Here is a 25,642-nt window from a genome sequence, read left to right as displayed (position 1 = left end):
GTTATGGATCAAAAACGACTCACTCATCTGCGTCAACTGGAAGCGGAGAGTATCCATATTATTCGCGAAGTGGCGGCAGAGTTCGGCAACCCGGTGATGATGTACTCCATCGGAAAAGACTCATCGGTGATGCTGCATCTGGCGCGTAAAGCCTTCTACCCGGGTACGCTGCCGTTCCCCCTGCTGCACGTTGATACCGGCTGGAAATTCCGCGAGATGTACGAGTTCCGCGACCGCATGGTGAAAAACATAGGCGCCGAGCTGCTGGTGCACCGTAACCCGGAAGGGGTGGCGATGGGGATTAACCCGTTTGTCCACGGCAGCGCGAAGCATACCGACATCATGAAAACCGAAGGGCTGAAGCAGGCGCTGGATAAGTACGGCTTTGATGCGGCCTTCGGCGGCGCACGGCGTGATGAAGAGAAGTCACGCGCCAAAGAGCGTATTTACTCCTTCCGCGACCGCTTCCACCGCTGGGACCCAAAAAATCAGCGTCCTGAGCTGTGGCACAACTACAACGGCCAGATTAATAAAGGCGAAAGCATTCGCGTGTTCCCGCTCTCTAACTGGACCGAGCTGGATATCTGGCAGTACATCTTCCTGGAAAACATTGAAATTGTTCCGCTCTATCTGGCCGCCGAGCGCCCGGTGCTGGAGCGTGACGGTATGCTGATGATGATCGATGACGATCGCATTGACCTGCAGCCGGGTGAAGTGATCGAGCAGCGCATGGTGCGTTTCCGTACCCTTGGCTGCTGGCCGCTGACCGGAGCGGTGGAGTCAGAAGCGCAAACGCTGCCTTCGATCATTGAAGAGATGCTGGTCTCCACCACCAGCGAGCGCCAGGGGCGCATGATTGACCGCGATCAGGCAGGCTCCATGGAGCTGAAGAAACGTCAGGGTTATTTCTAAGGAGCCGTCATGAACACTATCATTGCACAACAGATTGCCGATCAGGGCGGGGTGGAAGCCTGGCTGCACGCACAGCAGCACAAAAGCCTGCTGCGATTCCTCACCTGCGGCAGCGTCGACGACGGCAAGAGCACGCTGATTGGCCGCCTGCTGCACGACACGCGCCAGATTTATGAAGACCAGCTCTCCACGCTGCATAACGACAGTAAGCGTCACGGCACCCAGGGGGAGAAACTTGACCTTGCGCTGCTGGTGGATGGCCTGCAGGCCGAGCGCGAGCAGGGCATCACCATCGACGTGGCGTACCGCTACTTCTCCACTGAGAAGCGCAAATTTATCATTGCCGACACCCCAGGGCACGAGCAGTACACGCGCAACATGGCGACGGGTGCCTCAACCTGCGACCTAGCGATCCTGCTGATCGATGCGCGCAAAGGCGTGCTGGATCAGACGCGCCGCCACAGCTTTATCTCGACGCTGCTGGGTATCAAACACCTGGTGGTGGCGGTCAACAAAATGGACCTGGTGAACTACAGCCAGGAGACGTTTGAGCAGATCAAACAGGACTACCTTGATTTCGCGGCGCAGCTGCCGGCCAATCTTGATATCCGCTTTGTTCCGCTGTCGGCGCTGGAAGGCGAAAACGTGGCGTCAGCCAGTGCGCAGATGAACTGGTACAGCGGCCCGACGCTGCTGGACGTGCTGGAAACCGTTGAGGTGCAGCGCGTGGTAGAACAGCAGCCTATGCGTTTCCCGGTGCAGTACGTCAACCGCCCGAACCTCGACTTCCGCGGCTATGCCGGGACGCTGGCTTCCGGCGTGGTGCAGCCAGGGCAGCGGGTGAAAGTGCTGCCGTCCGGCGTGGAGTCTTCCATTGCGCGCATCGTCACCTTTGATGGCGATCTGGAGCAGGCAGCCGCTGGCCAGGCGATTACCCTGGTGCTGAAGGACGAGATCGATATCAGCCGTGGCGATCTGCTGGTGGCGGCCGATGCCGATCTTAAGCCGGTACGCGGCGCAGCGGTTGACGTGGTGTGGATGGCGGAACAGCCGCTGACACCGGGTCAGAGCTTTGACGTCAAAATCGCCGGCAAGAAGACCCGCGTGCGCATCGAAAATATTCAGCATCAGGTGGAGATCAATAACCTGACGCAGCACGTTGCTCAACAGCTGCCGCTGAACGGCATTGGCCTGGTCGATGTCATTTTCGATGAGCCAATGGTGCTCGACGCTTATCAGCAGAACCCGGTAACCGGCGGGATGATCTTTATCGATCGCCTGAGCAACGTCACCGTGGGCGCGGGCATGATCCGCCAGCCGCTGGCAGAGGAGATGCAGCAGCACAGCGGCGATTTCAGCGCCTTTGAGCTGGAGCTGAACGCGCTGGTGCGCCGCCACTTCCCGCACTGGAATGCCCGCGACCTGCTGGGCGGTAAGTAATATGGCGCAGCATGATGAGAATGTGGTGTGGCACGCCCATCCGGTAAGCCGGGAGGAGCGCGAGTCGCAGCACGGTCATCAGGGCGCGGTGCTGTGGTTTACCGGGCTGTCAGGCTCCGGTAAATCCACCGTGGCCGGGGCGCTGGAGCAGGCGCTGCACCGGATTGGCGTCAGCACCTATCTGCTGGACGGCGATAACGTACGCCACGGTTTATGCCGTGACCTCGGCTTCAGCGATGATGACCGCAAAGAGAATATCCGCCGCGTCGGTGAAGTGGCAAAGCTGATGGTGGATGCCGGACTGGTCGTGCTGACGGCGTTTATCTCTCCGCACCGCGCCGAGCGGCAGATGGTGCGCCAAATGCTGGGGGAAGGGCGTTTTATCGAGGTGTTCGTCGACACGCCGCTGGCGATCTGTGAAACGCGCGATCCAAAGGGGTTATACAAAAAAGCCCGTGCCGGAGAGCTGCGTAACTTCACCGGAATTGACGCGGTGTATGAAGCGCCAGAGCCTGCGGATATTCATCTTGATGGCGAACAATTGGTAACACAATTAACCGCTCAGTTGTTAGATCTGCTGCGTCAGCGAGATATCATCAAATCCTGAGATGGCTATGGCCAACGCCCCTGCGGGGGCGGTGATCGGGCGGCGACAGCGCAACAGGCCGAAGCCGCCCAGCTTCAACGGGATATTTATGCAAAACGTTACCCCCATGCTGGCACGAAAAGACGAACGCGAACGCGAAGAGCCCTCATGGTCTTTTCCCGGCGGTGTCGTGGGCTTTGTTTCCTGGTGGGTCGCGCTGGCGATACCTTTCCTGCTGTATGGTTCCAACACGCTGTTCTTCTTCCTCTACACCTGGCCCTTCTTCCTGGCGTTACTTCCGGTCTCGGTGCTGGTCGGCATTGCCACCAGCGTGCTGCTGCGCGGTCAGCTGCTATGGACGATGCTGATCACCGCACTGCTGGTGATTTGCCTGTTCTGGCTGCTGTTCACGCTGCTCAGCGGCTGGTAACCTCTCCTCGTTGATGAACAAACGCATCGCTGCGTTACAAAATTTTGCCGTCGTCCTGCGGCTGCCGGGTTATTTCTGGTGCTTTTTAACGCGTTTTTATGCCGTATTCTGAGAAAGTGGTTCTATTTCACCTGTAGTGTGGAGTCGTACCAAAAGTTATGGGATGATTGAGCCGTTTTTCAGGGGGCGGGGATGGGAAAACTTACGCTGCTGTTACTTGTACTACTTGGCTGGTTGCAATATTCGCTCTGGCTGGGCAAGAACGGCATTCATGACTATACGCGCGTTAATGAGGATGTTGCGGTGCAACAGGCGAATAACGCGAAGCTAAAAGCGCGCAACGATCAGCTGTTTGCCGAAATCGACGATCTTAACGGCGGTTCGGAAGCGATCGAGGAACGCGCACGCAATGAGCTGGGGATGATTAAACCCGGCGAGACTTTCTATCGCCTTGTGCCGGATCAAAACAGAAGAAACGCGCAGCAAGGTCGAACCGCTAACCAGTAACGATACTCATGACTAATGTCGTCTCCTTCCCGGATGTGATTGCCGTGGTTCCTGCGGCAGGCATCGGCAGCCGTATGCTGTCAGAATGCCCGAAACAGTATCTCACCATTGATGGAAAAACCCTGCTCGAGCACAGCCTGGATGCGCTACTGGCGCACCCGGCGGTAAAGCGCGTCATCGTTGCCCTGAGTCCGCTGGACAGCCATTTTTCTCAGCTGCCGGCTGCGCGGGATCCCCGCATCACTAGCGTGATCGGCGGTGGCCAGCGCGCGGATTCGGTACTGGCCGGGCTTCAGGCGGCTGATGGCGCGGATTGGGTGTTGGTGCACGACGCAGCGCGCCCCTGTCTGCACCTCACCGACTTAACCCGCCTGCTGGCGCTAACCGCGACCAGCCAGGTTGGCGGCATTCTGGCCGCGCCGGTGCGTGATACCATGAAGCGCGCCAGCCACGGCCGCGCGGATATCGATCACACCGTCGATCGTGAGGCGCTGTGGCACGCACTGACGCCGCAGCTGTTCCCGCTCACCCTGCTGCGCGACTGCCTGCTGAAAGCGATTGAGGAAGGCGCCACCATTACCGATGAAGCCTCGGCGCTGGAGTACTGTGGCTACCGTCCCGAACTGGTCAGCGGCCGCAGTGATAACCTGAAGGTAACGCGCCCGGAAGACCTCGCGCTGGCGCAATTTTACCTCACCCAAATACACAAAGATTAAGGAGTGCGCGTGATGCGTATCGGACACGGTTTTGATGTACATGCCTTTGGCGGCGAAGGCCCGCTGATTATTGGCGGCGTGCGTATCCCTTATGAAAAAGGTTTACTGGCGCACTCCGACGGCGACGTGGCGCTGCACGCGCTGACGGATGCGCTGCTGGGCGCCGCTGCACTCGGCGACATCGGCAAACTGTTCCCGGACACCGATGACGCCTATAAAGGCGCCGACAGCCGCGAGCTGCTGCGCGAAGCGATGCGTCAGATCGCCAAAAAAGGCTACCGCGTGGGTAACGTCGACGTGACGATTATTGCTCAGGCGCCGAAAATGCTGCCGCACTCGCCGCAGATGCGCATCAATATCGCTGAAGATCTCGGGATCCATATGGATGAGGTCAACGTCAAGGCGACGACCACGGAAAAGCTCGGCTTCACCGGGCGCGGCGAGGGCATCGCCTGCGAAGCCGTTGCGCTGTTGATAAAGGCATAACCATGGATTTAACCACTCAGGGCTGGCTGTACGGCCAACCCACCGCCAGCGGCGTGCTGAAAGCCAACGCCGAAGATTTCGTGGTGATTGAAGACCTTGGCTACGCGCCGGATGGTGATGGTGAACAGCTGCTGGTGCGCATTCGTAAAACCGGCTGCAACACCCGTTTCGTGGCGGAAGCGCTGGCAAAGTTTGCCGGGATCCACCCGCGTGACGTCAGCTTTGCCGGAATGAAAGATCGCCATGCGGTCACCGAGCAGTGGTTCTGCCTGCGTATTCCGGGCAAGGTCACGCCCGATCTCAGCACCTTTGAACTGAGCGGCGTGCAGGTGCTGGAAAGCGCCCGCCATCGCCGCAAGCTGCGTACCGGTGCGCTGCAGGGCAATGCGTTTACGCTGATCCTGCGCCAGATCTCCGACCGCGCTGCGGTGGAGCAGCGCCTGCAACAGATCGCTGCGGGCGGCGTACCAAACTACTTTGGCAGCCAGCGGTTTGGTCATGAAGGCAATAACCTGACGATGGCCCAACGCTGGGCGGCGGATGAGATCAAAGTGCGCGAGCGTAATAAGCGCAGCTTTATTCTGTCGGCAGCGCGCAGTGCGATGTTTAATCAGGTGGTCAGCGACCGCCTGGCGCAGCAGGGCTCGCTGGGCAAAGTGTTAGCGGGTGATGCGCTGCAGCTGACCGGGCGCGGTAGCTGGTTCGTGGCGGAAGCCGCAGAGCTGGAGAGCCTGCAGCAGCGCGTGGATAACAACGAGCTGCGCGTTACTGCACCGCTGCCGGGATCGGGCGAATGGGGCACGCGTGAGGATGCGCTGGCCTTTGAGCAGAACAGCCTGGCGAGTGAAGCGGCGCTCATCGCGCTGATGGAACGTGAGCGCGTTGATGCGGCGCGCCGCGCAATGCTGGTTATCCCGCGTGATTTGCGCTGGGAGTGGCAGGATGATGTGACGCTGGAGATGAATTTCTGGCTACCGGCAGGCAGTTTTGCCACCAGCGTGGTGCGCGAACTGCTGCAGACGCAAAGCGCCCACGACGACGCCGACGAATAATCTGCCGGGTTACCGCTTCTGCGGTAACCCAATATTTCCCTTCTGTTTTTTTCTGCTGTTAATAACGAATCTAATAACTAAATTCAGCCAATTAAATATCAGGTAAGCACTGGTGTTTGTTATTTTACTGAATGATTTTATCCTGGCATAAAATGCGGTGTCTGTTTTTAATCCTATATTTAATCTTCAGTTGATGTAGTCTCATTTTCGTCAGGAATTAAGCGTCACGCATCAATAAATGGATAAAGGATGATTTCAGGGATGAAATACTTTTCAGCCGCAGCGGTGATGTGCCTGCTATTAGCCAATGCCGCATCGGCAAACCTGCCCGCGCTGTCGCAGGAGATTATGAGTCATATTGCGAAGCAGGATCCGAGGCTAGGCGCAGTTGTTAAAGGCGATAATGGAAAAGTGAACTATGGGGTTGGTTCTGGCTCTGTGGCTGAAGCGGATCGGTTAGGTAAAATATGGGCTGGGGATGGAGCAAGATTAACAGGTGACGGAAAAGGTTTAATGAGTGCAGATGGAACTCGTGTATACCGTTTTCCAGCATCTAAAGATAACAGTTCGCATGCTATAACGGGTACTCAGGCCAATTTTGAGACTTTCAAAATAGATCCTGCCACAGGAGATAAAACTAAGATTGGCAATGGCCATATGGATATAAATTAGGTAATAAACGTGAAAGCTATTTTAAAGAGTATTTCGAACGATGATTATCTTCTGAATGAGTTTTATCCAGAAGATGAGAATGTATTTTCTCTTCGCTTGCTGCTTCGTATTGGAACGGAAAGTAGTAGTGGGGCGGATAAATTTGACCTTTTTGTTTGTACCCCCGAATGGCTCTGCAAGCATCAGTGGCTGCCGGAACTGATGCGACATACGCTTCTGGTGCGCACATATGATCTGGATGAGATCACAAAGACCATTACGGATCATATTGATCGGTGCGAAGGCGAAGACTGGATGGAGATAGCGCAAAAACTATCAAGGTTTTTTGCCTGGGAATATGAAGACTATCAGCCTTAATGATATATCCCGCCTTTATCTGGCGGGATATCACTGCAGGAAGCGCCTACAGCGCGGCGAGCTGATTCACCCCTTATCCGCCCCCTGTCCCAACTGAAACCAGAAACTTACACCTACCACAAGCTGAATCATCCAGCTAAAATGCATCAACTGACCCACCGGCGACTTCGTGGATTGATCGTTCATGATACTTCGATATCATGTTGTTAACGATGCTTCACCGCCGATAAGGAATAAAAATCAACAAATTAGGTGTTAAATGCGCATATTGCTGAGTAATGATGACGGTATCCATGCGCCAGGCATCCAGACACTGGCGAGCGCCCTGCGTGAATTTGCCGAGGTGCAGGTGGTCGCACCCGATCGTAATCGTAGCGGTGCCTCCAATTCGCTGACGCTGGAGACGCCGCTGCGGACCTTTAACTATCCGAATGGCGATATTGCCGTGCAGATGGGCACGCCGACGGACTGTGTCTATCTCGGGGTGAATACCCTGATGCAGCCGAAGCCGGACATCGTCGTTTCAGGCATCAACGCTGGCCCTAATCTGGGTGATGACGTGATTTACTCCGGGACGGTCGCTGCCGCGATGGAAGGGCGCCACCTCGGGCTGCCTGCGCTGGCCGTGTCGCTGGACGGGCATCAGCACTATGACACCGCGGCGGCGGTAACCTGTTCGATCCTCAAAGCGCTACAGCGTGAGCCGCTGCGCACCGGGCGCATCCTCAATATCAACGTGCCCGACCTGCCGTTGGATCAAATTAAAGGCATCCGCGTCACGCGCTGCGGCAGCCGCCATCCCAGCGATCGGGCGATCCCCCAGCAGGACCCGCGCGGCAATACGATGTACTGGATTGGCCCGCCGGGTGAAAAACTGGATGCCGGCCAGGGAACCGATTTCGCCGCCGTCGATGAAGGCTATGTTTCCGTGACCGCGCTGCACGTTGACCTCACCGCGCATGCCGCGCAGGAAGTGGTCTCCTCCTGGCTGGAAAACGTTGAGGTCAGCCGCCAATGGTGAGTGGTCGTATAGAGACGTTGCTGGCGCAACTGCGCCTGCAGGGCATCGATGACGAACGGTTGCTAAAGGCGATTGAAGAGGTGCCGCGCGAGCGTTTCGTCGATGAGGCTTTCGAACATAAAGCCTGGGAAAATACCGCGCTGCCGATTGGTTCCGGGCAGACGATTTCCCAGCCCTATACGGTGGCGAGAATGACCGCGCTGCTTGAACTGACGCCGGCATCCCGCGTGCTGGAAATCGGTACCGGCTCGGGGTATCAGAACGGCGATTCTGGCGCATCTGGTGGAGCATGTCTGCTCGGTTGAGCGCATTAAAGGTTTGCAGTGGCAGGCCAAGCGCCGCCTTAAGCAGCTCGATCTGCATAATGTCTCTACCCGCCACGGCGATGGCTGGCTGGGTTGGCCATCGCGCGGCCCGTTCGATGCGATTATCGTCACCGCCGCGCCGCCGGAGATCCCTATGGAGCTGATGTCACAGCTCGACGAGGGCGGCATCATGGTGCTGCCGGTAGGGGAAGAGCAGCAGGTGCTGCAGCGTATTCGCCGTAAGGGCGATGAGTTCCTGATTGAGAATGTTGAAGCGGTGCGCTTTGTGCCGCTGGTAAAAGGCGATCTGGCCTGAGTCAGATTAAACCAGGACATTTCTATACAACTGTTCCGTGGCACGCCATCATTGATATTGTTAGTATCTGATTAAATTTGCGCATGCGGGCCTTGCTGCCGTCAGCTATGTTGCGTCTCTGAAGTTAAAGTATTGCCGTAAGTGGGGGATTAATGAGCACGGGAAGCCCAGTATTTAAATTGCGCCGTATTGCGGCCGTTTCATTGGTTGGATTTTGGCTGGCAGGTTGTTCCAGCAGCGATAACACGCAGGCCCCCATCAGCTCCGTTGGCGGAAATGACTCCGGCATGATGAGCAGCAATTCCGCGATGAGCAGCGCATCAGGCGCCAGTTCCGGCGGCAGCAACGGCGGGTTTATTCCCCCGGCTCGCCCTCCGTCTACTGGCGGTATGGTGACCCCTTCTGCCGCCCCTGAGCAGAACGTAACTACCGAAAATGGCCACATCGTCTACAACCGTAGTTATGGGAATATTCCGAAAGGTAGCTACGGCGGCGACAGCTATACCGTGAAACGTGGCGATACTTTGTTCTATATTGCCTGGATTACCGGCAACGATTTCCGCGACCTTGCACAGCGCAACAATATCGCCGCGCCTTACAGCCTCAACGTCGGCCAGCAGCTGCAGGTCGCTAACGGTACCGGTACGCCTATTACCGGCGGCAATGCGGTTACGGCAGCCGATGCGACCGCTGGCGGTGTCAGCACGCCTCCGTCCGGTGCGCAAATGACAACCGCAACGGTTGCACACCAGCCGGTAATTACGTATTCTGAGGATTCAGGTACACAAAGTGGAGGCAAAATGCTGCCTTCGTCCGGTAAAACTGCTGCAACGACAACAGTGCCGGTTACCGCCCCGACCGTAAGTAGCACGACGGACAGCACTACCCCTGTGGGAAGCTGGCGTTGGCCAACAGATGGTAAGATCATTGATAACTTCTCTGCTTCCGAAGGGGGCAACAAAGGTATCGATATCGCGGGATCTCGTGGTCAGTCCGTCGTTTCCACCGCCTCCGGTCGCGTGGTGTACGCCGGTAATGCGCTACGCGGATACGGTAATTTGATTATCATCAAACATAATGATGACTACCTGAGTGCTTATGCCCATAACGATACGATGCTGGTCCGTGAACAACAAGAAGTGAAAGCGGGCCAGAAGATTGCAACCATGGGCAGTACCGGCACAAGCTCGGTTAGATTGCACTTTGAAATTCGTTACAAGGGGAAATCCGTAAATCCGTTGCGTTATTTACCGCAACGTTAATCCGGCAGAACCTTGGTGTTCTGCCCTTGGGATCACGGGTAGGAGCCGCTTATGAGCCAGAATACGCTGAAAGTTAACGATTTAAATGAAGACGCGGAATTCGACGAAAACGGAGCTGAGGTTTTTGATGAGAAGGCTCTCGTCGGAAATGAACCTGGTGATAACGATTTAGCAGAAGAAGAGCTGCTGTCGCAAGGCGCAACACAACGCGTTCTTGATGCTACGCAGCTCTACTTAGGAGAGATTGGTTATTCTCCATTGCTCACGGCAGAAGAAGAAGTTTTCTTTGCCCGCCGTGCACTCCGTGGTGACGTGCCATCGCGTCGCCGCATGATCGAAAGCAACCTGCGTCTGGTGGTGAAGATTGCCCGTCGTTACAGCAATCGTGGTCTGGCGCTGCTGGACCTGATTGAAGAAGGTAACCTCGGCCTGATCCGTGCAGTAGAAAAATTTGACCCGGAAAGAGGGTTCCGTTTCTCTACTTACGCCACCTGGTGGATTCGTCAGACTATTGAACGGGCGATCATGAATCAAACCCGTACCATTCGTCTGCCGATTCATATCGTTAAAGAGCTGAATGTTTATCTGCGTACTGCGCGTGAACTTTCCCACAAGCTCGACCATGAGCCAAGTGCGGAAGAGATCGCAGAAAAGTTAGATAAGCCTGTTGATGACGTGAGCCGGATGCTGCGCCTCAACGAACGCATTACTTCAGTCGATACGCCTCTGGGCGGAGATTCTGAGAAAGCGCTGCTGGATATCCTGGCCGATGAAAAAGACAACGGCCCGGAAGATACCACGCAGGACGATGATATGAAGCAAAGCATCGTCAAGTGGTTGTTCGAACTGAACGCCAAGCAGCGTGAAGTGCTGGCACGTCGTTTCGGCCTGTTAGGTTACGAAGCGGCCACGCTGGAAGATGTGGGTCGTGAAATTGGTTTGACCCGCGAGCGTGTACGTCAGATTCAGGTTGAAGGCCTGCGTCGTCTGCGTGAAATTCTGCAGGCGCAGGGTCTGAATATTGAAGCGCTGTTCCGCGAATAACACGCGAGAATAAACGGCTTCAATAAATACTGAACAGGGTAATGCGAAAAGCGGTGACTTCGGTCACCGCTTTTTTATTGCCTGCGATTACGGGTTCTTGAGAGGTCGCGGCGAGGCATGTCAGGATTCTTAAGAAGTAGGGGCGAGGCATGCCTCGCCCGCGTTGAGACCGGTGCTACACCAGCGACTTCAGGCGGTAAATCCACTCCAGCGCCTGGCGTGGCGACAGCGAATCCGGATCCAGCGCTTCAAGCGCTTCTACCGCCGGGGAGGTCTCTTCTACCAGCAGCGGCAGCTGCGAACCGTCGGCTTTGGTGGCGGCCGCGCTACCGGACAGGGCTTCGAGCTCCTTCAGCTTCTGGCGCGCGCGCTTGATCACCTCTTTCGGCACCCCTGCCAGCGCGGCAACGGCCAGACCATAGCTCTTGCTGGCGGCGCCGTCCTGCACGCTGTGCATAAAGGCGATGGTATCGCCGTGCTCAACCGCATCAAGGTGTACGTTAGCCACGCCTTCAATCTGTTCCGGCAGCGTGGTCAGCTCGAAGTAGTGCGTGGCAAACAGCGTCATCGCTTTGATGCGGCTGGCCAGGCTCTCGGCACAGGCCCACGCCAGCGACAGGCCGTCATAGGTCGAGGTACCGCGCCCGATCTCATCCATTAATACCAGGCTGTATTCGGTGGCGTTATGCAGGATATTGGCGGTCTCGGTCATCTCCACCATAAAGGTCGAGCGGCCTGAGGCGAGATCGTCCGCCGCGCCCACGCGGGTAAAGATTCGGTCAATCGGGCCTATCACCGCCTGCTCGGCGGGCACGAAGCTGCCGATATAGGCCATCAGCGTAATCAGCGCTGCCTGGCGCATGTAAGTACTTTTACCGCCCATATTCGGGCCGGTAACCACCAGCATGCGGCGCTGGGGTGACAGTGAGAGCGGGTTGGCGATAAACGGCTCTTTTAGCACCTGTTCAACGACCGGGTGACGCCCGCCGGTCAGCTTAATACCCGGCTTATCGCTCAGCGTCGGGCAGCTGTAATTCAGCGTCCAGGCGCGTTCGGCGAGGTTGCTCAGCACGTCCAGCTCCGCCAGCGCCGAGGCGCTGTTCTGCAGCGCTTCCAGGTGCGGCAGCAGCAGGTCGAACAGCTCGTCGTACAGGCCTTTTTCCAGTGACAGCGCTTTGCCTTTTGAGGTGAGAACCTTGTCCTCATACTCTTTCAGCTCGGGAATAATGTAGCGCTCGGCGTTTTTCAGCGTCTGGCGGCGCACATAGTGGATCGGCACCAGATGGCTCTGCCCGCGGCTGACCTGGATGTAATAGCCGTGCACGGCGTTGAAGCCGACCTTCAGCGTATCCAGCCCCAGTTTTTCACGCTCGCGGATCTCTAGGCGGTCGAGATAGTCAGTGGCGCCATCCGCCAGCGCGCGCCATTCGTCCAGCTCGGCGTTGTAGCCGGGGGCAATCACTCCGCCGTCGCGCACCAGTACCGGCGGGGTTTCAATAATCGCCCGCTCCAGCAGCTCGCGCAGCTCGGTAAATTCGCCCATCTGCCCACGCAGGGTCTGCAGGTGGGCAGTTTCGTTATGCTCCAGCTCGGCGTTGAGCAACGGCAGCTGCTGGAAGGCATGACGCATGCGGGCCAGGTCGCGCGGGCGGGCAGTGCGCAGCGCCAGGCGCGCCAGAATACGCTCCAGGTCACCGACCTGACGCAGCAGGGGCGTTACCGATTCATGCAGGTCCTGCAGCGCGCTGATGCTCTGCTGGCGCTGAGCGATGGTCTGCGAATTGCGCACCGGCATATGCAGCCAGCGTTTCAGCATGCGGCTGCCCATTGGCGTGACGGTTTTATCCAGCACCGACGCGAGGGTGTTCTCTATGCCGCCGGCGAGATTTTGGGTGATCTCCAGGTTACGGCGGGTAGCGGCATCCATAATAATGCCGTCCTGCTGGCGCTCCATGGTGAGCGAGCGAATGTGCGGCAGCGAGGTGCGCTGGGTGTCTTTCACATACTGCAACAGGCAGCCTGCGGCGCGCAGCGCGTGGTGCGCCTGCTCAACGCCAAACCCGCTCAGGTCACGCGTGGCAAACTGCAGGTTCAGCTGCTGGCGCGCGGTGTCCAGCTCATACTCCCACAGCGGGCGGCGGCGCAGGCCACGACGGTTTTCAATCAGCGCCATCGCGGCAAAATCTTCCGGATAAAGCAGCTCTGCCGGATTGGTGCGCTGCAGTTCAGCCGCCATGGTTTCCAGGTCGGTTGGCTCGGCAAGGCGGAAGCGGCCGGAGCTGATATCCAGCGTGGCGTAGCCAAACCCGCGCTGGCTCTGCCAGATAGCCGCCAGCAGGTTATCCTGGCGCTCGTTAAGCAGCGCTTCATCGCTAATGGTGCCCGGGGTAACGATACGCACCACTTTGCGCTCGACTGGCCCTTTGCTGAGTGCCGGGTCGCCAATCTGTTCGCAAATCGCCACCGATTCGCCGAGCTGCACCAGCTTCGCCAGGTAGTTTTCTACCGCATGATAGGGCACGCCCGCCATCGGAATGGGTTCACCGGCCGACGCGCCGCGCTTGGTCAGTGAAATTTCCAGCAGCTGCGAGGCGCGTTTCGCATCGTCGTAAAACAGCTCGTAGAAATCTCCCATGCGGTAGAACAGCAGGATCTCAGGATGGTCAGCCTTGAGGCGCAGATACTGCTGCATCATAGGGGTGTGCGAGCTGAAATTTTCTAATGTACTCATAGTCTTGAGATGTCCATTATCATAAAAATTAGAGAGTTAAGTGATTTTATGATTATCATTTGTTCTCACGTAGTCTCGCTGGATCTCATGAAATCCTACAGTCCACGGCAGGCTTAGGTGTCATTTGCCAAACTGTAGCAGGGTAAAATGTAGCTTTACTGGCCACAACCTACATCTCTTTTCACGAGTACGTGGTGAATATGATAACGGAGTCTGTTTGACAGGAAAACCGGCGGGGAAGCGACTTTCTTCGAGGGCGCTCGAAACAATGGAATCTGGTGATAGAGATAAAGCGGGTGTCGGAGAAAACCTATGAAGAGATTGTGTGCGGAAAGCCCAGCCGGTCAGAAACCTCAGCGACGGAATAACCGCGTTCCGTTATCTGACGGACGGCTCCTCCCTTCAATTCAGGTGTAAATCGTGGTGCGCCATTACGCTCCTCTTATGCGCAAGTTATAATGCAGAATCGTCTACCGGGGCAGGGGTAGTGAGTGAGTCTCTGAGAGACTTTAGTGAATTCGCGTGGAAATTTTAGTATGATTTTTGTGCGATGAATTTCCGCCCAGATTCTGCTTTCAGGAGTAAATATGAGCAACAACAAAAAAACTCAGGCAAGCTACGCCAGGCCATCTCGTGCTGACATTGTTCGTTCAGTGGTGACGTCTACAGCTGTCGAAACAGGGCAGTCATCAGCGAAGATCGAAGCTTCCCTTGAAGCGACGCGAAAAAAATTCTCCCATTTACGCCTTGCTTAATCCCTTCTTAAAGCCTTACTAACCCAGTATTTCATCGGCTCGTAACCCATAGGCATGCCTGCATGACTAGCCGACATATTGGGTTTTGTTTTGCTCCCAGCTATGATACTTCGGCGTTTTTACCCCCTGAACCGCCATCACTTCGGTTAATAGTCGCGATTAGCGTCAGTATCCTTCTCTAAATGAATGGATAAGTATCAGCTCGACATGGGTTATGGCGATCGGGAAGGCGGCTCGCAGATTCGGCGAAAAAACCGGGCGCGAGTCGCTCAATCCACCCGGTAAGAGGCATTACGCGTCATGACTGTTAACAAAAATTCCCCTGGCTCAGGCAGCCAGCACACGATCATCGCGGGCATCCCACCGGGAACCATCGTATGATTGTGTTATCTAAGTGATATCTGATGCTTTTAATCATGTCTTTATTGTCTTTCTTTATGCCAGTTTTGCAGTCGTTCACTGCCGGATGGCGTCATTTTGGAGAAACTATGCGTAAGTTGAAAGTGGTGTTGTGTTCAGCCGTGTTGTCGGCTGCAGCGTTGTCCGGCATGTCCACCGCTTATGCGGAAGGTGAACAGCCGGCAGAAACTGCGGTTCCGGCCGTGCCAGAAGTGCAGAGCCAGACCCCGCCGGTTCAGACACCGGAATCCCAGAACTCGCTGTCACAGGCACCGGGCGATGCGCAGCAGGCAGATCAGCCTAATCCTGCCGACCCGTATGAAGTAAAAACCTTCTTTGCTGACTTTAAGCGTTTTTCCATTGGTGATATCGCACCGGACCTTTACCGCAGCAAAAAGTATGAAGTGAGCCAGTGGAACGTGCGCCATCTGCCTGCGCCGGAAGCCGACAGCCACTGGACCTATATGGGCGGTAACTACGTGTTAATCACCAACGCCGAAGGTAAGATCCTGAAAGCTGAATCCGGTGAAATCTACTACAAGCACTAAGCCAGCCTGTTATTAAACGGCGCTTTGCATCACCACCGCGAAGCGCCGTTGAGTAAATCCGCTTTAATTCCTCCCGCTCAATGCTTTATCCTCTATTTCTGACCTCCCGGCCTTGCAATATGGATATCTGATGCGTTATCTGGCAACTCTTCTTCCTGTCGTCGCTTTACTTTCCGCCTGTAGTAGCCAGCCGAAAACGGCCCCGGCTGAACCCCACGGCAATCCGTTTAAAGGCAACGGCGGCTTCCTGCTTGAGCCTGCCCACAGCGGCACCGTGCTGGGGGGCGATTTCTCCAATAATCAGGCGGCCAACGCATTTATCGACAAAATGGTGCGCAAGCACGGTTTTGAGCGCCAGCAGCTGCACGATGTGCTGGCGCAGGCAAAGAACCTCGACTGGGTGATCCGCCTGATGGACCGCCAGGCACCCACGCCAACCACCCAGGGGCCAACCGGGCCAAACGGCGCGTGGATCCGCTACCGCAGCAAATTCATCACGCCGGACAACGTGCAGAATGGCGTAGCGTTCTGGAACCAGTATCGCGATGCGCTGGAGCGGGCGCAGAAAACCTATGGCGTGCCGCCAGAAATCATTGTCGGCATTATCGGTGTGGAAACGCGCTGGGGCCGCGTGATGGGTAAAACCCGCATTCTGGATGCGCTGGCGACGCTGTCATTTAACTATCCGCGCCGCGCCGAATACTTCAGCGGTGAGCTGGAAACCTTCCTGCTAATGGCGCGTGAAGAGGATGATGATCCGCTGGACCTGCGCGGATCGTTTGCCGGTGCAATGGGCTATGGCCAGTTTATGCCGTCGGCATTTAAGCAGTATGCGGTCGACTTTAACGGCGACGGCCATATCAACCTGTGGGATCCGGTCGATGCGATTGGCAGCGTGGCGCACTACTTCCAGCAGCACGGCTGGCTGACAAACGGCACGGTGGCCGTGCAGGCTAACGGGCAGGCTCCCGGGCTGGTGAGCGGCTTTAAAACCCGTTACACCGTGGCGCAACTGGCCTCTGCCGGTCTGTCACCCACCATCCCGCTGGATAACAACCAGCAGGTCAGCCTGCTGAAGTTTGATATGGGCACCCGCTATCAGTACTGGTACGGGCTGCCGAACTTCTATGCCATCACCCGCTATAACCACAGCAACCATTACGCGATGGCGGTTTGGCAGCTGGGTGAAGCCGTGCGCGATGCGCGCTAGGGCGTAACGCGATTCTGTTGCAATTTTGTTATTTATCGCGCTGGCAGTCAGGCTTACAGTAGCCCTGGCTGTCACCGATCTTTTAGCGAGGAATAATGAAAGAGTGGAACCCCGATCTCTACCGCCAGTTCGAAGCGGAGCGCACCCGCCCGGCGCAGGAACTGCTTAACCGCATCCCTTTATCCAACGTCTCTTGCGCGACCGACCTTGGCTGTGGCCCCGGCAACAGTACCGAACTGCTGCATCGCGCGTGGCCCGCTGCCCGTATCACCGGGCTGGACAGTTCGCAGGCAATGCTCGATCAGGCGCAGCAGCGCTTACCGGGCTGTGCGTTTGAGCTGGCGGATATCCGCAGCTGGCAGGCCAGCCTGCCGCAGGAGGTGATTTATGCGAATGCCTCACTGCAGTGGCTGACCGATCATCCGCAGCTGTTCCCCCATCTCATTAGCCAGCTGGCTGCCAACGGCGTGCTGGCCGTGCAGATGCCGGATAATCTCGATCAGCCCAGCCATCGCCTGATGCGCGAAGTGGCCGCACGCCCGCAATGGCAGGACAAGATATCGCCACAGGCCGCGGACCGTAAACGGCTGCTGACCACCGGGCAGTATTACGACCTGCTGAGCGCGGCGGGTTGCCGGGTGGATATCTGGCGCACCACTTACTATCACGTGATGCCTGCGCCGCAGTCGATCGTTGACTGGCTGCGTGCCACCGGCTTACGGCCCTTCCTGGCCGGGCTTAGCGATGCGCAGCAGGCGCAGTTCCTCGCTGATTATCTGGCCGAAATCAGCGCGGCTTATCCCGTTCGCCACGATGGCAATCTGCTGCTGGCTTTCCCGCGCCTGTTTATCGTAGCGCGAAAAATCTGACCCCACGCTGGAAGACGCGCCGCAAAACGCGCGTCCCCTTACTCTTGCCTGAAAGAAAAGTGCTACTCTCTTGCTCTTAAACATCGGGCGGGGGAGAGCGCTATGACAGATCGTGAATTAAGCCAGTTGAGCACCCGGGTAGGGCAGCAGCTGCTGGCGCGCAATGCCAGCGTCACCACGGCGGAGTCCTGTACCGGCGGTTGGATAGCCAAGGTGCTGACCGACATTGCCGGTAGCTCAGCCTGGTTCGAGCGCGGCTTTGTCACCTACAGCAATGAGGCAAAACAGCAGATGGTTGGCGTCAGTGAATCTACGCTGGCGCAGTTTGGTGCGGTGAGTGAGCAGGTGGTGCGTGAGATGGCGCAGGGCGCGCTCAGCGAGGCGGGGGCGCAGTATGCGCTGTCGGTCAGCGGCATCGCCGGGCCGGATGGGGGCAGTGAGGGGAAACCGGTGGGCACCGTGTGGTTTGGCTTTGCCGCCGCGACGGGAGAAGTCCTGGCGCTGGTTGAGCGTTTTCACGGTGACCGCGAGGCCGTTCGTCGCCAGGCAACCGCCTGGGCACTTCAGACCCTGCACGATCATTTTCTCAAAAATTAAACTTGATACTGTATGACCATACAGTATAATCAGCGCATATTTTAGAGACAAAGCAGCGTCCGCGTGTGCTTTACCCGCATGATTAGGAGTAGAAATGGCTATTGACGAAAACAAGCAAAAAGCACTGGCAGCAGCGCTGGGCCAGATTGAAAAGCAATTTGGTAAAGGCTCCATCATGCGCCTGGGTGAAGACCGCACCATGGATGTGGAGACTATCTCTACCGGTTCGTTATCCCTGGATATCGCACTGGGTGCAGGCGGTTTGCCTATGGGCCGTATCGTCGAAATTTATGGCCCGGAATCTTCCGGTAAAACCACGCTGACGCTGCAGGTTATCGCTGCCGCACAGCGCAAAGGTAAAACCTGTGCGTTTATCGATGCCGAGCACGCCCTTGACCCGGTCTATGCCAAGAAGCTGGGCGTAGACATCGATAACCTGCTCTGTTCTCAGCCGGATACCGGTGAGCAGGCGCTGGAAATCTGTGATGCGCTGGCGCGTTCCGGTGCGGTTGACGTGATTATCGTTGACTCCGTTGCGGCGCTGACGCCAAAAGCGGAAATCGAAGGCGAAATCGGCGACTCCCACATGGGCCTTGCGGCACGTATGATGAGCCAGGCGATGCGTAAGCTGGCCGGTAACCTGAAAAACTCCAGCACCCTGCTGATCTTCATCAACCAGATCCGTATGAAAATCGGTGTGATGTTCGGTAACCCGGAAACCACGACCGGTGGTAACGCACTGAAGTTCTACGCCTCTGTCCGTCTGGATATCCGCCGTATCGGTGCGATTAAAGAAGGTGACGAAGTGGTCGGTAGCGAAACCCGCGTGAAAGTGGTGAAAAACAAAATCGCTGCCCCGTTCAAGCAGGCTGAGTTCCAGATCATGTACGGCGAAGGTATCAACATCTTCGGTGAGCTGGTGGACCTGGGCGTTAAGCACAAGCTGATTGAAAAAGCCGGTGCATGGTACAGCTACAACGGCGAAAAAATTGGTCAGGGTAAATCCAACGCGGGTAGCTTCCTGAAGCAGAACCCGGCGATTGCCAACGAAATCGACGCGAAGCTGCGTGAAATGCTGCTGGGTAACCAGGATGACAAGCCTGATTTTGTCCCTGCTGCGCATGAAGTGGACGAAACCAGCGACGCAGACGAAAAGTTCTGATAGCGGTATATTCTGCAGGGGTCAGGCATGCCTGACCCTGGTTTTATCTTCACATTCCCCTTTTTATCCCAGCCTGAACCTGCTTTATCCCTTTAATCAGCCCATTCTCAACGCTTTTTCCTCGCACGGCACCTCTACAGACGTTACCCTTAACTCGTGTACATCTAACCGAAAACGGTGTGGAGCACTATGTCAGAAACCACCGAACGAAACCGGCATGCAAAACTGCTGGAGCGGGCAACGCGTATCCTCGCGATGCGCGACCACAGCGAGGCGGAATTTCGCCGTAAGCTGGTGGTCTCCAGCGAGCGTGCGGCCCAGTTCTCAAAGGCGGAAACGCCACCAGAGCCGCTGCACCCGGAGGAGATCGACCAGGTTGTTGAGTGGTGCTATCAGCATAACTGGCTGGACGATACGCGCTTTGCTGAGCGCTATCTGGCCAGCCGCAGCCGAAAGGGTTATGGGCCGCAGCGCATTCGCATGGAGCTGGGCCAGAAAGGCATCGATAAAAACCTGATTGATGAGACGCTGGCCGCCAGCGAAATTGACTGGTCAAAGCAGGCGTTTGATCTGGCGGAAAGGAAGTTCGGCCTGCCATTTCCTACCGAATGGAAGGAAAAAGCCAGGGTACAGCGTTATCTGATGACGAAGGGCTTCTTTACCGAAGATATACGGGCTATTTTTGCAAATTTTGATGATTGACCTTCGATGGGATTTTACTTCCCTCTGAAGAAAATTTATCTTATTCACCACTTTTTGTTCGTGTGTCGCCGCAGGCAGCAGCCGATCCGGCGTAACATGACCCACGAAACGTACGTTAGCGTGATTCCAGGACAAATATGAGCAAGAGCACTGCGGAGATTCGTCAAGCGTTTCTCGACTTTTTCCAGAGCAAGGGACATCAGGTTGTAGCCAGTAGCTCCCTCGTCCCAAACAATGACCCGACGCTATTATTCACCAACGCCGGGATGAACCAGTTTAAAGACGTTTTCCTCGGCCAGGACAAGCGTAATTATTCTCGTGCCACCACGTCGCAGCGCTGCGTGCGCGCCGGTGGTAAGCACAATGACCTCGAAAACGTCGGTTACACCGCGCGTCACCACACCTTCTTCGAGATGCTGGGCAACTTCAGCTTCGGCGACTACTTCAAGAAAGAGGCCATTGGCTTTGCCTGGGAGCTGCTGACCAGCCCTGAGTGGTTCGGCCTGCCAAAAGAGAAGCTGTGGGTCACCGTGTACGAGACCGATGACGAAGCTTACGGCATCTGGGAAAACGAGATCGGCGTGCCGCGTGAGCGCATCATCCGTATCGGCGACAACAAAGGCGGCGCCTACGCTTCCGATAACTTCTGGCAGATGGGCGATACCGGCCCGTGCGGCCCGTGCTCGGAGATCTTCTTCGACCACGGCGATCACATCTGGGGCGGCCCTCCGGGCAGCCCGGAAGAGGATGGCGACCGCTATATCGAGATCTGGAACATCGTCTTTATGCAGTTCAACCGCCAGTCCGACGGCACCATGCTGCCCCTGCCGAAGCCATCCGTGGACACCGGCATGGGCCTGGAGCGCATCAGTGCGGTCCTGCAGCATGTGAACTCCAACTACGAAATCGATCTGTTTGCCAAACTGATTCAGTCAGTGGCGCAGGTTACCGGTGCGACCGATCTCAGCAATAAATCGCTGCGCGTGATCGCCGACCATATTCGTTCCTGTGCCTTCCTGATTGCCGATGGTGTGATCCCGTCGAATGAGAACCGTGGCTACGTGCTGCGCCGCATCATTCGCCGTGCGGTGCGCCATGGCAACATGCTGGGGGCAGAAGGGACCTTCTTCTACAAACTGGTTGCTCCGCTGATTGCCGTTATGGGTGCAGCGGGTGAAGATCTGCAACGCCAGCAGGCGCAGGTCGAGCAGATCCTGAAAACCGAAGAAGAGCAGTTTGCGAAAACCCTGGAGCGCGGTCTGGCGCTGCTGGATGAAGAGCTGGAAAACCTGCAGGGCGACACGCTGGATGGTGAAACCGTCTTCCGCCTCTACGACACCTTTGGCTTCCCGGTCGACCTGACGGCGGACGTCTGCCGCGAGCGTAACCTGAAAATTGACGAAGCCGGTTTCGAGCAGGCGATGGAGCAGCAGCGACAGCGCGCCCGCAGCGCCAGCGGTTTCGGAACGGACTACAACAACGTGATCCGCATTGACCAGGCCTCTGCCTTCAAAGGCTATGAAGAGCTGGCGCTGAATGCAGCAGTGACGGCCATCTTCGTTGACGGGCAGGCAGCTGATGAGATCAATGCCGGTCAGGAAGGGGTGATCGTTCTCGATGAAACGCCATTCTATGGTGAATCCGGTGGTCAGGTTGGCGATACCGGCGAGCTGAAAACCAGCGAGGCCAGCTTCAGCGTGAACGACACGCAGAAGTACGCGCAGGCGATTGGTCATATCGGCAAACTGTCGGCAGGCAAGCTGCGCGTCGGCGATCGCGTGGCGGCACAGGTGGATGAGGCACGCCGTGCGCGCATTCGTCTAAACCACTCGGCAACGCACCTGCTGCACGCGGCGTTACGTCAGGTACTTGGCGAGCACGTGGCGCAGAAAGGCTCACTGGTGAACGACAAATACCTGCGTTTCGACTTCTCGCATTTCGAGGCGATGAAGCCGGTTGAAATCCGCCAGGTTGAAGAGATTGTCAATGCGCAGATCCGCCGCAACCTGCCGATTGAAACCAACATCATGGAGCTCGAAGCGGCGAAAGCTCACGGCGCCATGGCGCTGTTTGGCGAGAAGTATGATGACCACGTTCGCGTTGTCGGCATGGGCGACTTCTCAACCGAGCTGTGTGGCGGTGTGCACGCCGTGCGTACCGGTGATATCGGCCTGTTCCGTATTACCTCTGAGTCCGGCACCGCCGCTGGCGTGCGCCGTATTGAAGCCGTCACCGGGGAAGGGGCGCTGGCACAGGTTTACAGCCAGAACGAGCAGCTGCTGGATATCGCACACCTGGTCAAAGCCAATAACAGTAATCTGAATGAGAAAGTGCGTGCGCTGATCGACCATGCGCGCGGGCTGGAAAAAGAGTTGCAGCAGTTGAAGGATCAGCAGGCTGCGCAAGAAAGTGCATCGTTAAGTAGTCAAGCGATTGCACTGAAAGGCACCAAACTGTTAGTCAGTGAGCTGAGCAACGTCGAACCGAAGATGCTGCGTACGATGGTAGACGATCTGAAAAATCAGCTCGGCTCCGCAATTATCGTGCTGGCAACGGTTAGCGACGGCAAAGTCTCTCTGATTGCTGGCGTGACCAAAGACCTGACCGACCGCGTGAAAGCGGGCGAACTGGTGGGCGAACTGGCTCAGCGGGTCGGTGGTAAGGGTGGCGGTCGCCCGGATATGGCTCAGGCAGGCGGTACAGATGCACAGGCGCTGCCTGCTGCGCTGTCTGGCGTTGAGTCATGGGTAGCGGCAAAACTGTAACACTATAAAAAACGTGTCGCGAGCAGGCGCACCGGGCGTAAATCCGGGGCGCTTTACTTCCGCGCTACAACCCTGTAATCATAAAGTCAGGTTGATAATCCGGTTTTCGGCTAAACTAACTATCAGCAGAATGTATTGGTAAGCAGGTGCACTCTTAGTGTATTTGTCATAATCTACGTTTAGCGTTATATGATGGATAATGCCGGGAAGCAGTTAGCCCGACTCTTTTAATCTTTCAAGGAGCAAAGAATGCTTATTCTAACTCGTCGAGTTGGTGAAACCCTCATGATCGGTGATGAGGTGACTGTAACTGTGCTGGGAGTCAAAGGTAACCAGGTACGTATTGGTGTGAACGCCCCTAAAGAAGTTTCGGTGCATCGCGAAGAGATTTATCAGCGCATCCAGGCCGAAAAAACTCAGCAGACAAGTTACTAACGGATCCAGCGCCTCGCTCCCTGTAGCGAGGCGCTACCGGTTTTCAGTTCCCTTTTTCCCTTCCTCCCCACTACTTTTCCCATTTTGTTACCCATTCACGCTGTTCTTTTGCCAAAAATTTATCCCTCTGACAGATTTATAACGTACAGACTTAGCGTTGCTTTTCGCAGTTTCATTGTTGATTAATCACTCTTTTTGTCGCCAATTTGGCCGTATTGCGTGGCTTTTGTGCAAACAAACACGAGTGACGAAAAAAGGGGGAGAAATTGTTTGACTTACAACGCCCAGAAAGTAATATGTGCGCCACGCAGTGCCGATGAGCAGAAACAACGTTCTGAAGCACAACTCGAAAGAGTGCTAGTGGTGAGGTGGCCGAGAGGCTGAAGGCGCTCCCCTGCTAAGGGAGTATGCGGTCAAAAGCTGCATCCGGGGTTCGAATCCCCGCCTCACCGCCATTTTGCATCCATAGCTCAGCTGGATAGAGTACTCGGCTACGAACCGAGCGGTCGGAGGTTCGAATCCTCCTGGATGCACCATATTTTAGGAAGTTGGAAATACCTCTGTTCCAGCTCTTTTAAAGTTGCTTAGTGCGGCTTTAATTTCAGGTAGTATTGATGAATGCTTACAGCCTTCATCACGGTGAGTAGTCAGCACCCTGCGTTATACAAGAATTAACAATGCATCCATAGCTCAGCTGGATAGAGTACTCGGCTACGAACCGAGCGGTCGGAGGTTCGAATCCTCCTGGATGCACCATTCTTTAGTATCTCCTCAGGTTTGTCGCATTATCTCCCCCAATGTTTTATCAAATGCATCCATAGCTCAGCTGGATAGAGTACTCGGCTACGAACCGAGCGGTCGGAGGTTCGAATCCTCCTGGATGCACCATATTTTCAGTAAACCTCTTCATACGTTTTACCTATGCATCCATAGCTCAGCTGGATAGAGTACTCGGCTACGAACCGAGCGGTCGGAGGTTCGAATCCTCCTGGATGCACCATATCTCTCCAAATTAACCGCACCGCTGTACCCGTATGTTGTTGCGTTGTTCCAGCAATCCCAAAGTAGGATAACGTCGCGTGCGACGGCCCGTCAGGGTGAGGCGAAGCCGAATAATCCTCCTGGATGCACTATCACTTCATTAATCATTATATCTTATCAGATCCACCTATCCTCGAATTCCCCCTTAACTTCATGGTCTTAAGCCAAATTCTACCTGAGCTTTATCCCACGTATTTATCTGAATCTCAAAATCCCTATATCTTTCAAGGCATTTGCGGATCCATGCTAGCAGCGACAACCAGTGTGCTTTTACGCTAAAGTAATCGTTCCGTTATCAGGATGGATACGAGAATGTACGATGCTTATGATGGCTTGATTTTCGATATGGATGGCACCATCCTCGACACCGAGCCGACACACCGTAAAGCCTGGCACCAGGTGCTGGCGCAGTACGGCATGACCTTCGACGAAACGGCGATTATTGGCCTTAATGGCTCACCGACCTGGCGCATTGCACAGGTGATTATTGCCGATCATCACAGCGACCTCGATCCTCATCGACTGGCCGCAGAGAAAACCGCCTTACTGAAAACGATGCTGTTTGATACCGTCCAGCCGCTGCCGCTGATTGACGTTGTCAAATCGTACAAGGGGCGCCGCCCGATGGCGGTAGGCACCGGCAGCGAGCATGCGATGGCGGTGGGGCTGTTGCAGCATCTCGGCCTTCTGGCACATTTCGACGCCATTGTCGGAGCAGATGATGTTAAACGCCACAAGCCGGAACCTGATACATTTCTGCGCTGCGCCGAATTGATCGGTGTACCGGCCGCGCGCTGTGTGGTGTTTGAAGACGCTGATTTTGGTATACAGGCAGCAAAAGCAGCAGGCATGGATGCGGTGGATGTCCGTCTGCTGTGAGTGAATGGCTTTCGTATGGTTCGATGTTTGCCAGTAGCTTTCTCAGCGCCACGCTGTTACCGGGCAGCTCAGAGGCGCTACTGGTAGGGCTCTTGCTGGCAGGGAAAGTTTCTGTTGGCGCTCTGGTTTTCACTGCCGCACTGGGAAACACCCTGGGCGGATTAACCAACATTGTAATAGGTCGCCTGCTTCCACAGAAAAATCAGGGGCGATGGCATGACACAGCAACGGCGTGGCTGCACCGTTTGGGGCCTGCTGCGCTGCTTTTCAGCTGGTTACCAGTGATTGGTGATCTGCTGTGCGTTGTTGCCGGGTGGTTACGTTTTGCCTGGTTGCCGGTGGTGATTTTTCTCGCTATCGGCAAGACCTTGCGTTACGTAGTACTGGCAGCCGCAACACTTCAGGGCATGGAATGGTGGCATTGATTCGCTTTAGGGCGGCGC

The 25,642-nt window shown here is 56.1% G+C and carries 25 protein-coding genes, 5 tRNA genes and 3 pseudogenes; 30 read left to right on the top strand and 3 right to left on the bottom strand.

Annotation, left to right across the window (positions count from 1 at the left end):
* The first annotated feature begins 3 nt into the window (after nt 1-3).
* The 14 genes and pseudogenes from cysD (at nt 4) to rpoS (ending at nt 11,106) form a co-directional block, all read left to right on the top strand.
* Nucleotides 4-912: a sulfate adenylyltransferase subunit CysD gene (gene cysD, locus ACLI4M_RS04810; RefSeq protein WP_048917126.1), complete on the top strand. Its 909-nt coding sequence runs from the start codon at nt 4-6 to the stop codon at nt 910-912.
* Nucleotides 913-921: 9 nt separating this feature from the next.
* Complete coding sequence (gene cysN, locus ACLI4M_RS04805; RefSeq protein ID WP_133622884.1) at nt 922-2,352, top strand: sulfate adenylyltransferase subunit CysN; 1,431 nt, start codon at nt 922-924, stop codon at nt 2,350-2,352.
* 1 nt (nt 2,353) lies between these two features.
* Complete coding sequence (gene cysC, locus ACLI4M_RS04800) at nt 2,354-2,959, top strand: adenylyl-sulfate kinase (protein WP_133622885.1); 606 nt, start codon at nt 2,354-2,356, stop codon at nt 2,957-2,959.
* 88 nt (nt 2,960-3,047) lie between these two features.
* Nucleotides 3,048-3,368 carry a DUF3561 family protein gene (locus ACLI4M_RS04795; protein WP_048917123.1) on the top strand — a complete coding sequence of 107 codons (321 nt, stop codon included), beginning with the start codon at nt 3,048-3,050 and terminating at the stop codon, nt 3,366-3,368.
* 192 nt (nt 3,369-3,560) lie between these two features.
* A complete protein-coding gene (gene ftsB, locus ACLI4M_RS04790) occupies nt 3,561-3,875 on the top strand; it encodes a cell division protein FtsB (RefSeq protein WP_048917122.1) in 315 nt (104 codons plus the stop codon).
* An 8-nt stretch (nt 3,876-3,883) separates the two neighbouring features.
* A complete protein-coding gene (ispD, locus tag ACLI4M_RS04785; RefSeq protein ID WP_133622886.1) occupies nt 3,884-4,591 on the top strand; it encodes a 2-C-methyl-D-erythritol 4-phosphate cytidylyltransferase in 708 nt (235 codons plus the stop codon).
* Between the two features lie 12 nt (nt 4,592-4,603).
* Nucleotides 4,604-5,077, top strand: a complete 474-nt coding sequence (gene ispF, locus ACLI4M_RS04780) for a 2-C-methyl-D-erythritol 2,4-cyclodiphosphate synthase (protein WP_133625018.1) — start codon at nt 4,604-4,606, stop codon at nt 5,075-5,077.
* 2 nt (nt 5,078-5,079) lie between these two features.
* A complete protein-coding gene (gene truD, locus ACLI4M_RS04775) occupies nt 5,080-6,129 on the top strand; it encodes a tRNA pseudouridine(13) synthase TruD (protein WP_133622887.1) in 1,050 nt (349 codons plus the stop codon).
* Nucleotides 6,130-6,390: 261 nt separating this feature from the next.
* Nucleotides 6,391-6,801, top strand: a complete 411-nt coding sequence (locus ACLI4M_RS04770) for a filamentous hemagglutinin (protein WP_253537250.1) — start codon at nt 6,391-6,393, stop codon at nt 6,799-6,801.
* 9 nt (nt 6,802-6,810) lie between these two features.
* A complete protein-coding gene (locus ACLI4M_RS04765; RefSeq protein ID WP_133622888.1) occupies nt 6,811-7,158 on the top strand; it encodes an immunity 8 family protein in 348 nt (115 codons plus the stop codon).
* 259 nt (nt 7,159-7,417) lie between these two features.
* Nucleotides 7,418-8,179: a 5'/3'-nucleotidase SurE gene (gene surE, locus ACLI4M_RS04760; RefSeq protein WP_133622889.1), complete on the top strand. Its 762-nt coding sequence runs from the start codon at nt 7,418-7,420 to the stop codon at nt 8,177-8,179.
* Nucleotides 8,173-8,800 (top strand): annotated as a pseudogene (locus ACLI4M_RS04755) (protein-L-isoaspartate(D-aspartate) O-methyltransferase). The gene surE and the pseudogene ACLI4M_RS04755 overlap by 7 nt, the downstream one beginning before the upstream one ends.
* A gap of 152 nt (nt 8,801-8,952) precedes the next feature.
* Nucleotides 8,953-10,062, top strand: coding sequence for a murein hydrolase activator NlpD (nlpD, locus tag ACLI4M_RS04750; protein ID WP_133622891.1), 1,110 nt, complete (start codon nt 8,953-8,955; stop codon nt 10,060-10,062).
* A 51-nt stretch (nt 10,063-10,113) separates the two neighbouring features.
* Nucleotides 10,114-11,106, top strand: a complete 993-nt coding sequence (gene rpoS, locus ACLI4M_RS04745; protein WP_048917113.1) for an RNA polymerase sigma factor RpoS — start codon at nt 10,114-10,116, stop codon at nt 11,104-11,106.
* Between the two features lie 175 nt (nt 11,107-11,281).
* On the opposite strand, the gene mutS is transcribed toward rpoS, so the two are convergent.
* Entirely contained in the window at nt 11,282-13,837 is a 2,556-nt protein-coding gene (gene mutS, locus ACLI4M_RS04740; RefSeq protein ID WP_133622892.1) for a DNA mismatch repair protein MutS, read from the bottom strand.
* A 314-nt stretch (nt 13,838-14,151) separates the two neighbouring features.
* A pseudogene (locus ACLI4M_RS04735) lies at nt 14,152-14,243 on the bottom strand (hypothetical protein); the annotation flags it as partial.
* Between the two features lie 181 nt (nt 14,244-14,424).
* On the opposite strand from ACLI4M_RS04735, the gene ACLI4M_RS04730 reads away from it, so the two are divergent.
* On the top strand, nt 14,425-14,592 hold the full coding sequence (locus ACLI4M_RS04730; protein ID WP_166643155.1) for a hypothetical protein: 168 nt from the start codon (nt 14,425-14,427) through the stop codon (nt 14,590-14,592).
* Here ACLI4M_RS04730 and ACLI4M_RS04725 read toward each other — a convergent pair.
* Nucleotides 14,589-14,814, bottom strand: a pseudogene (locus ACLI4M_RS04725) (cell filamentation protein Fic); the annotation flags it as partial. The gene ACLI4M_RS04730 and the pseudogene ACLI4M_RS04725 sit on opposite strands and share 4 nt — an antisense overlap.
* A 266-nt stretch (nt 14,815-15,080) precedes the next feature.
* Here ACLI4M_RS04725 and ACLI4M_RS04720 point away from each other — a divergent pair.
* The 15 genes from ACLI4M_RS04720 to ACLI4M_RS04650 all read left to right on the top strand — a co-directional run bounded on the left by ACLI4M_RS04720 (nt 15,081) and on the right by ACLI4M_RS04650 (nt 25,624).
* Nucleotides 15,081-15,539 carry an RcnB family protein gene (locus tag ACLI4M_RS04720; RefSeq protein WP_048917111.1) on the top strand — a complete coding sequence of 153 codons (459 nt, stop codon included), beginning with the start codon at nt 15,081-15,083 and terminating at the stop codon, nt 15,537-15,539.
* A 130-nt stretch (nt 15,540-15,669) separates the two neighbouring features.
* A complete protein-coding gene (gene mltB, locus ACLI4M_RS04715) occupies nt 15,670-16,749 on the top strand; it encodes a lytic murein transglycosylase B (protein WP_133622893.1) in 1,080 nt (359 codons plus the stop codon).
* 95 nt (nt 16,750-16,844) lie between these two features.
* Nucleotides 16,845-17,618 (top strand): trans-aconitate 2-methyltransferase, encoded by a 774-nt coding sequence (gene tam / locus ACLI4M_RS04710; RefSeq protein WP_133622894.1) that lies wholly within the window; start codon nt 16,845-16,847, stop codon nt 17,616-17,618.
* Between the two features lie 102 nt (nt 17,619-17,720).
* Nucleotides 17,721-18,215 (top strand): nicotinamide-nucleotide amidase, encoded by a 495-nt coding sequence (gene pncC, locus ACLI4M_RS04705; RefSeq protein WP_133622895.1) that lies wholly within the window; start codon nt 17,721-17,723, stop codon nt 18,213-18,215.
* A 94-nt stretch (nt 18,216-18,309) separates the two neighbouring features.
* Entirely contained in the window at nt 18,310-19,377 is a 1,068-nt protein-coding gene (recA, locus tag ACLI4M_RS04700) for a recombinase RecA (RefSeq protein WP_048917107.1), read from the top strand.
* A gap of 189 nt (nt 19,378-19,566) precedes the next feature.
* Nucleotides 19,567-20,079 carry a regulatory protein RecX gene (locus ACLI4M_RS04695; RefSeq protein ID WP_133622896.1) on the top strand — a complete coding sequence of 171 codons (513 nt, stop codon included), beginning with the start codon at nt 19,567-19,569 and terminating at the stop codon, nt 20,077-20,079.
* 137 nt (nt 20,080-20,216) lie between these two features.
* Nucleotides 20,217-22,844: an alanine--tRNA ligase gene (gene alaS / locus ACLI4M_RS04690; RefSeq protein ID WP_048917105.1), complete on the top strand. Its 2,628-nt coding sequence runs from the start codon at nt 20,217-20,219 to the stop codon at nt 22,842-22,844.
* Nucleotides 22,845-23,093: 249 nt separating this feature from the next.
* Nucleotides 23,094-23,279: a carbon storage regulator CsrA gene (gene csrA / locus ACLI4M_RS04685; protein ID WP_004155916.1), complete on the top strand. Its 186-nt coding sequence runs from the start codon at nt 23,094-23,096 to the stop codon at nt 23,277-23,279.
* A gap of 362 nt (nt 23,280-23,641) precedes the next feature.
* Nucleotides 23,642-23,734: transfer RNA gene (locus ACLI4M_RS04680), tRNA-Ser, on the top strand.
* 4 nt (nt 23,735-23,738) lie between these two features.
* Nucleotides 23,739-23,815, top strand: a tRNA-Arg gene (locus ACLI4M_RS04675).
* 143 nt (nt 23,816-23,958) lie between these two features.
* Nucleotides 23,959-24,035, top strand: a tRNA-Arg gene (locus ACLI4M_RS04670).
* A gap of 55 nt (nt 24,036-24,090) precedes the next feature.
* Nucleotides 24,091-24,167: transfer RNA gene (locus ACLI4M_RS04665), tRNA-Arg, on the top strand.
* A gap of 35 nt (nt 24,168-24,202) precedes the next feature.
* Nucleotides 24,203-24,279, top strand: a tRNA-Arg gene (locus ACLI4M_RS04660).
* A 353-nt stretch (nt 24,280-24,632) separates the two neighbouring features.
* Complete coding sequence (yqaB, locus tag ACLI4M_RS04655; protein WP_133622897.1) at nt 24,633-25,199, top strand: fructose-1-phosphate/6-phosphogluconate phosphatase; 567 nt, start codon at nt 24,633-24,635, stop codon at nt 25,197-25,199.
* Nucleotides 25,196-25,624, top strand: coding sequence for a YqaA family protein (locus ACLI4M_RS04650; RefSeq protein ID WP_133622898.1), 429 nt, complete (start codon nt 25,196-25,198; stop codon nt 25,622-25,624). Before yqaB ends, ACLI4M_RS04650 begins: the two co-directional genes overlap by 4 nt.
* The last annotated feature ends 18 nt before the right edge of the window (nt 25,625-25,642 follow it).

It is taken from the genome of Erwinia sp. LJJL01 (genome assembly GCF_047300805.2).
Lineage (GTDB): Bacteria > Pseudomonadota > Gammaproteobacteria > Enterobacterales > Enterobacteriaceae > Erwinia > Erwinia aphidicola.
The sequence above is the reverse complement of the archived record's forward strand: the minus strand, read 5'-3'. Positions and strand labels throughout refer to the sequence as shown.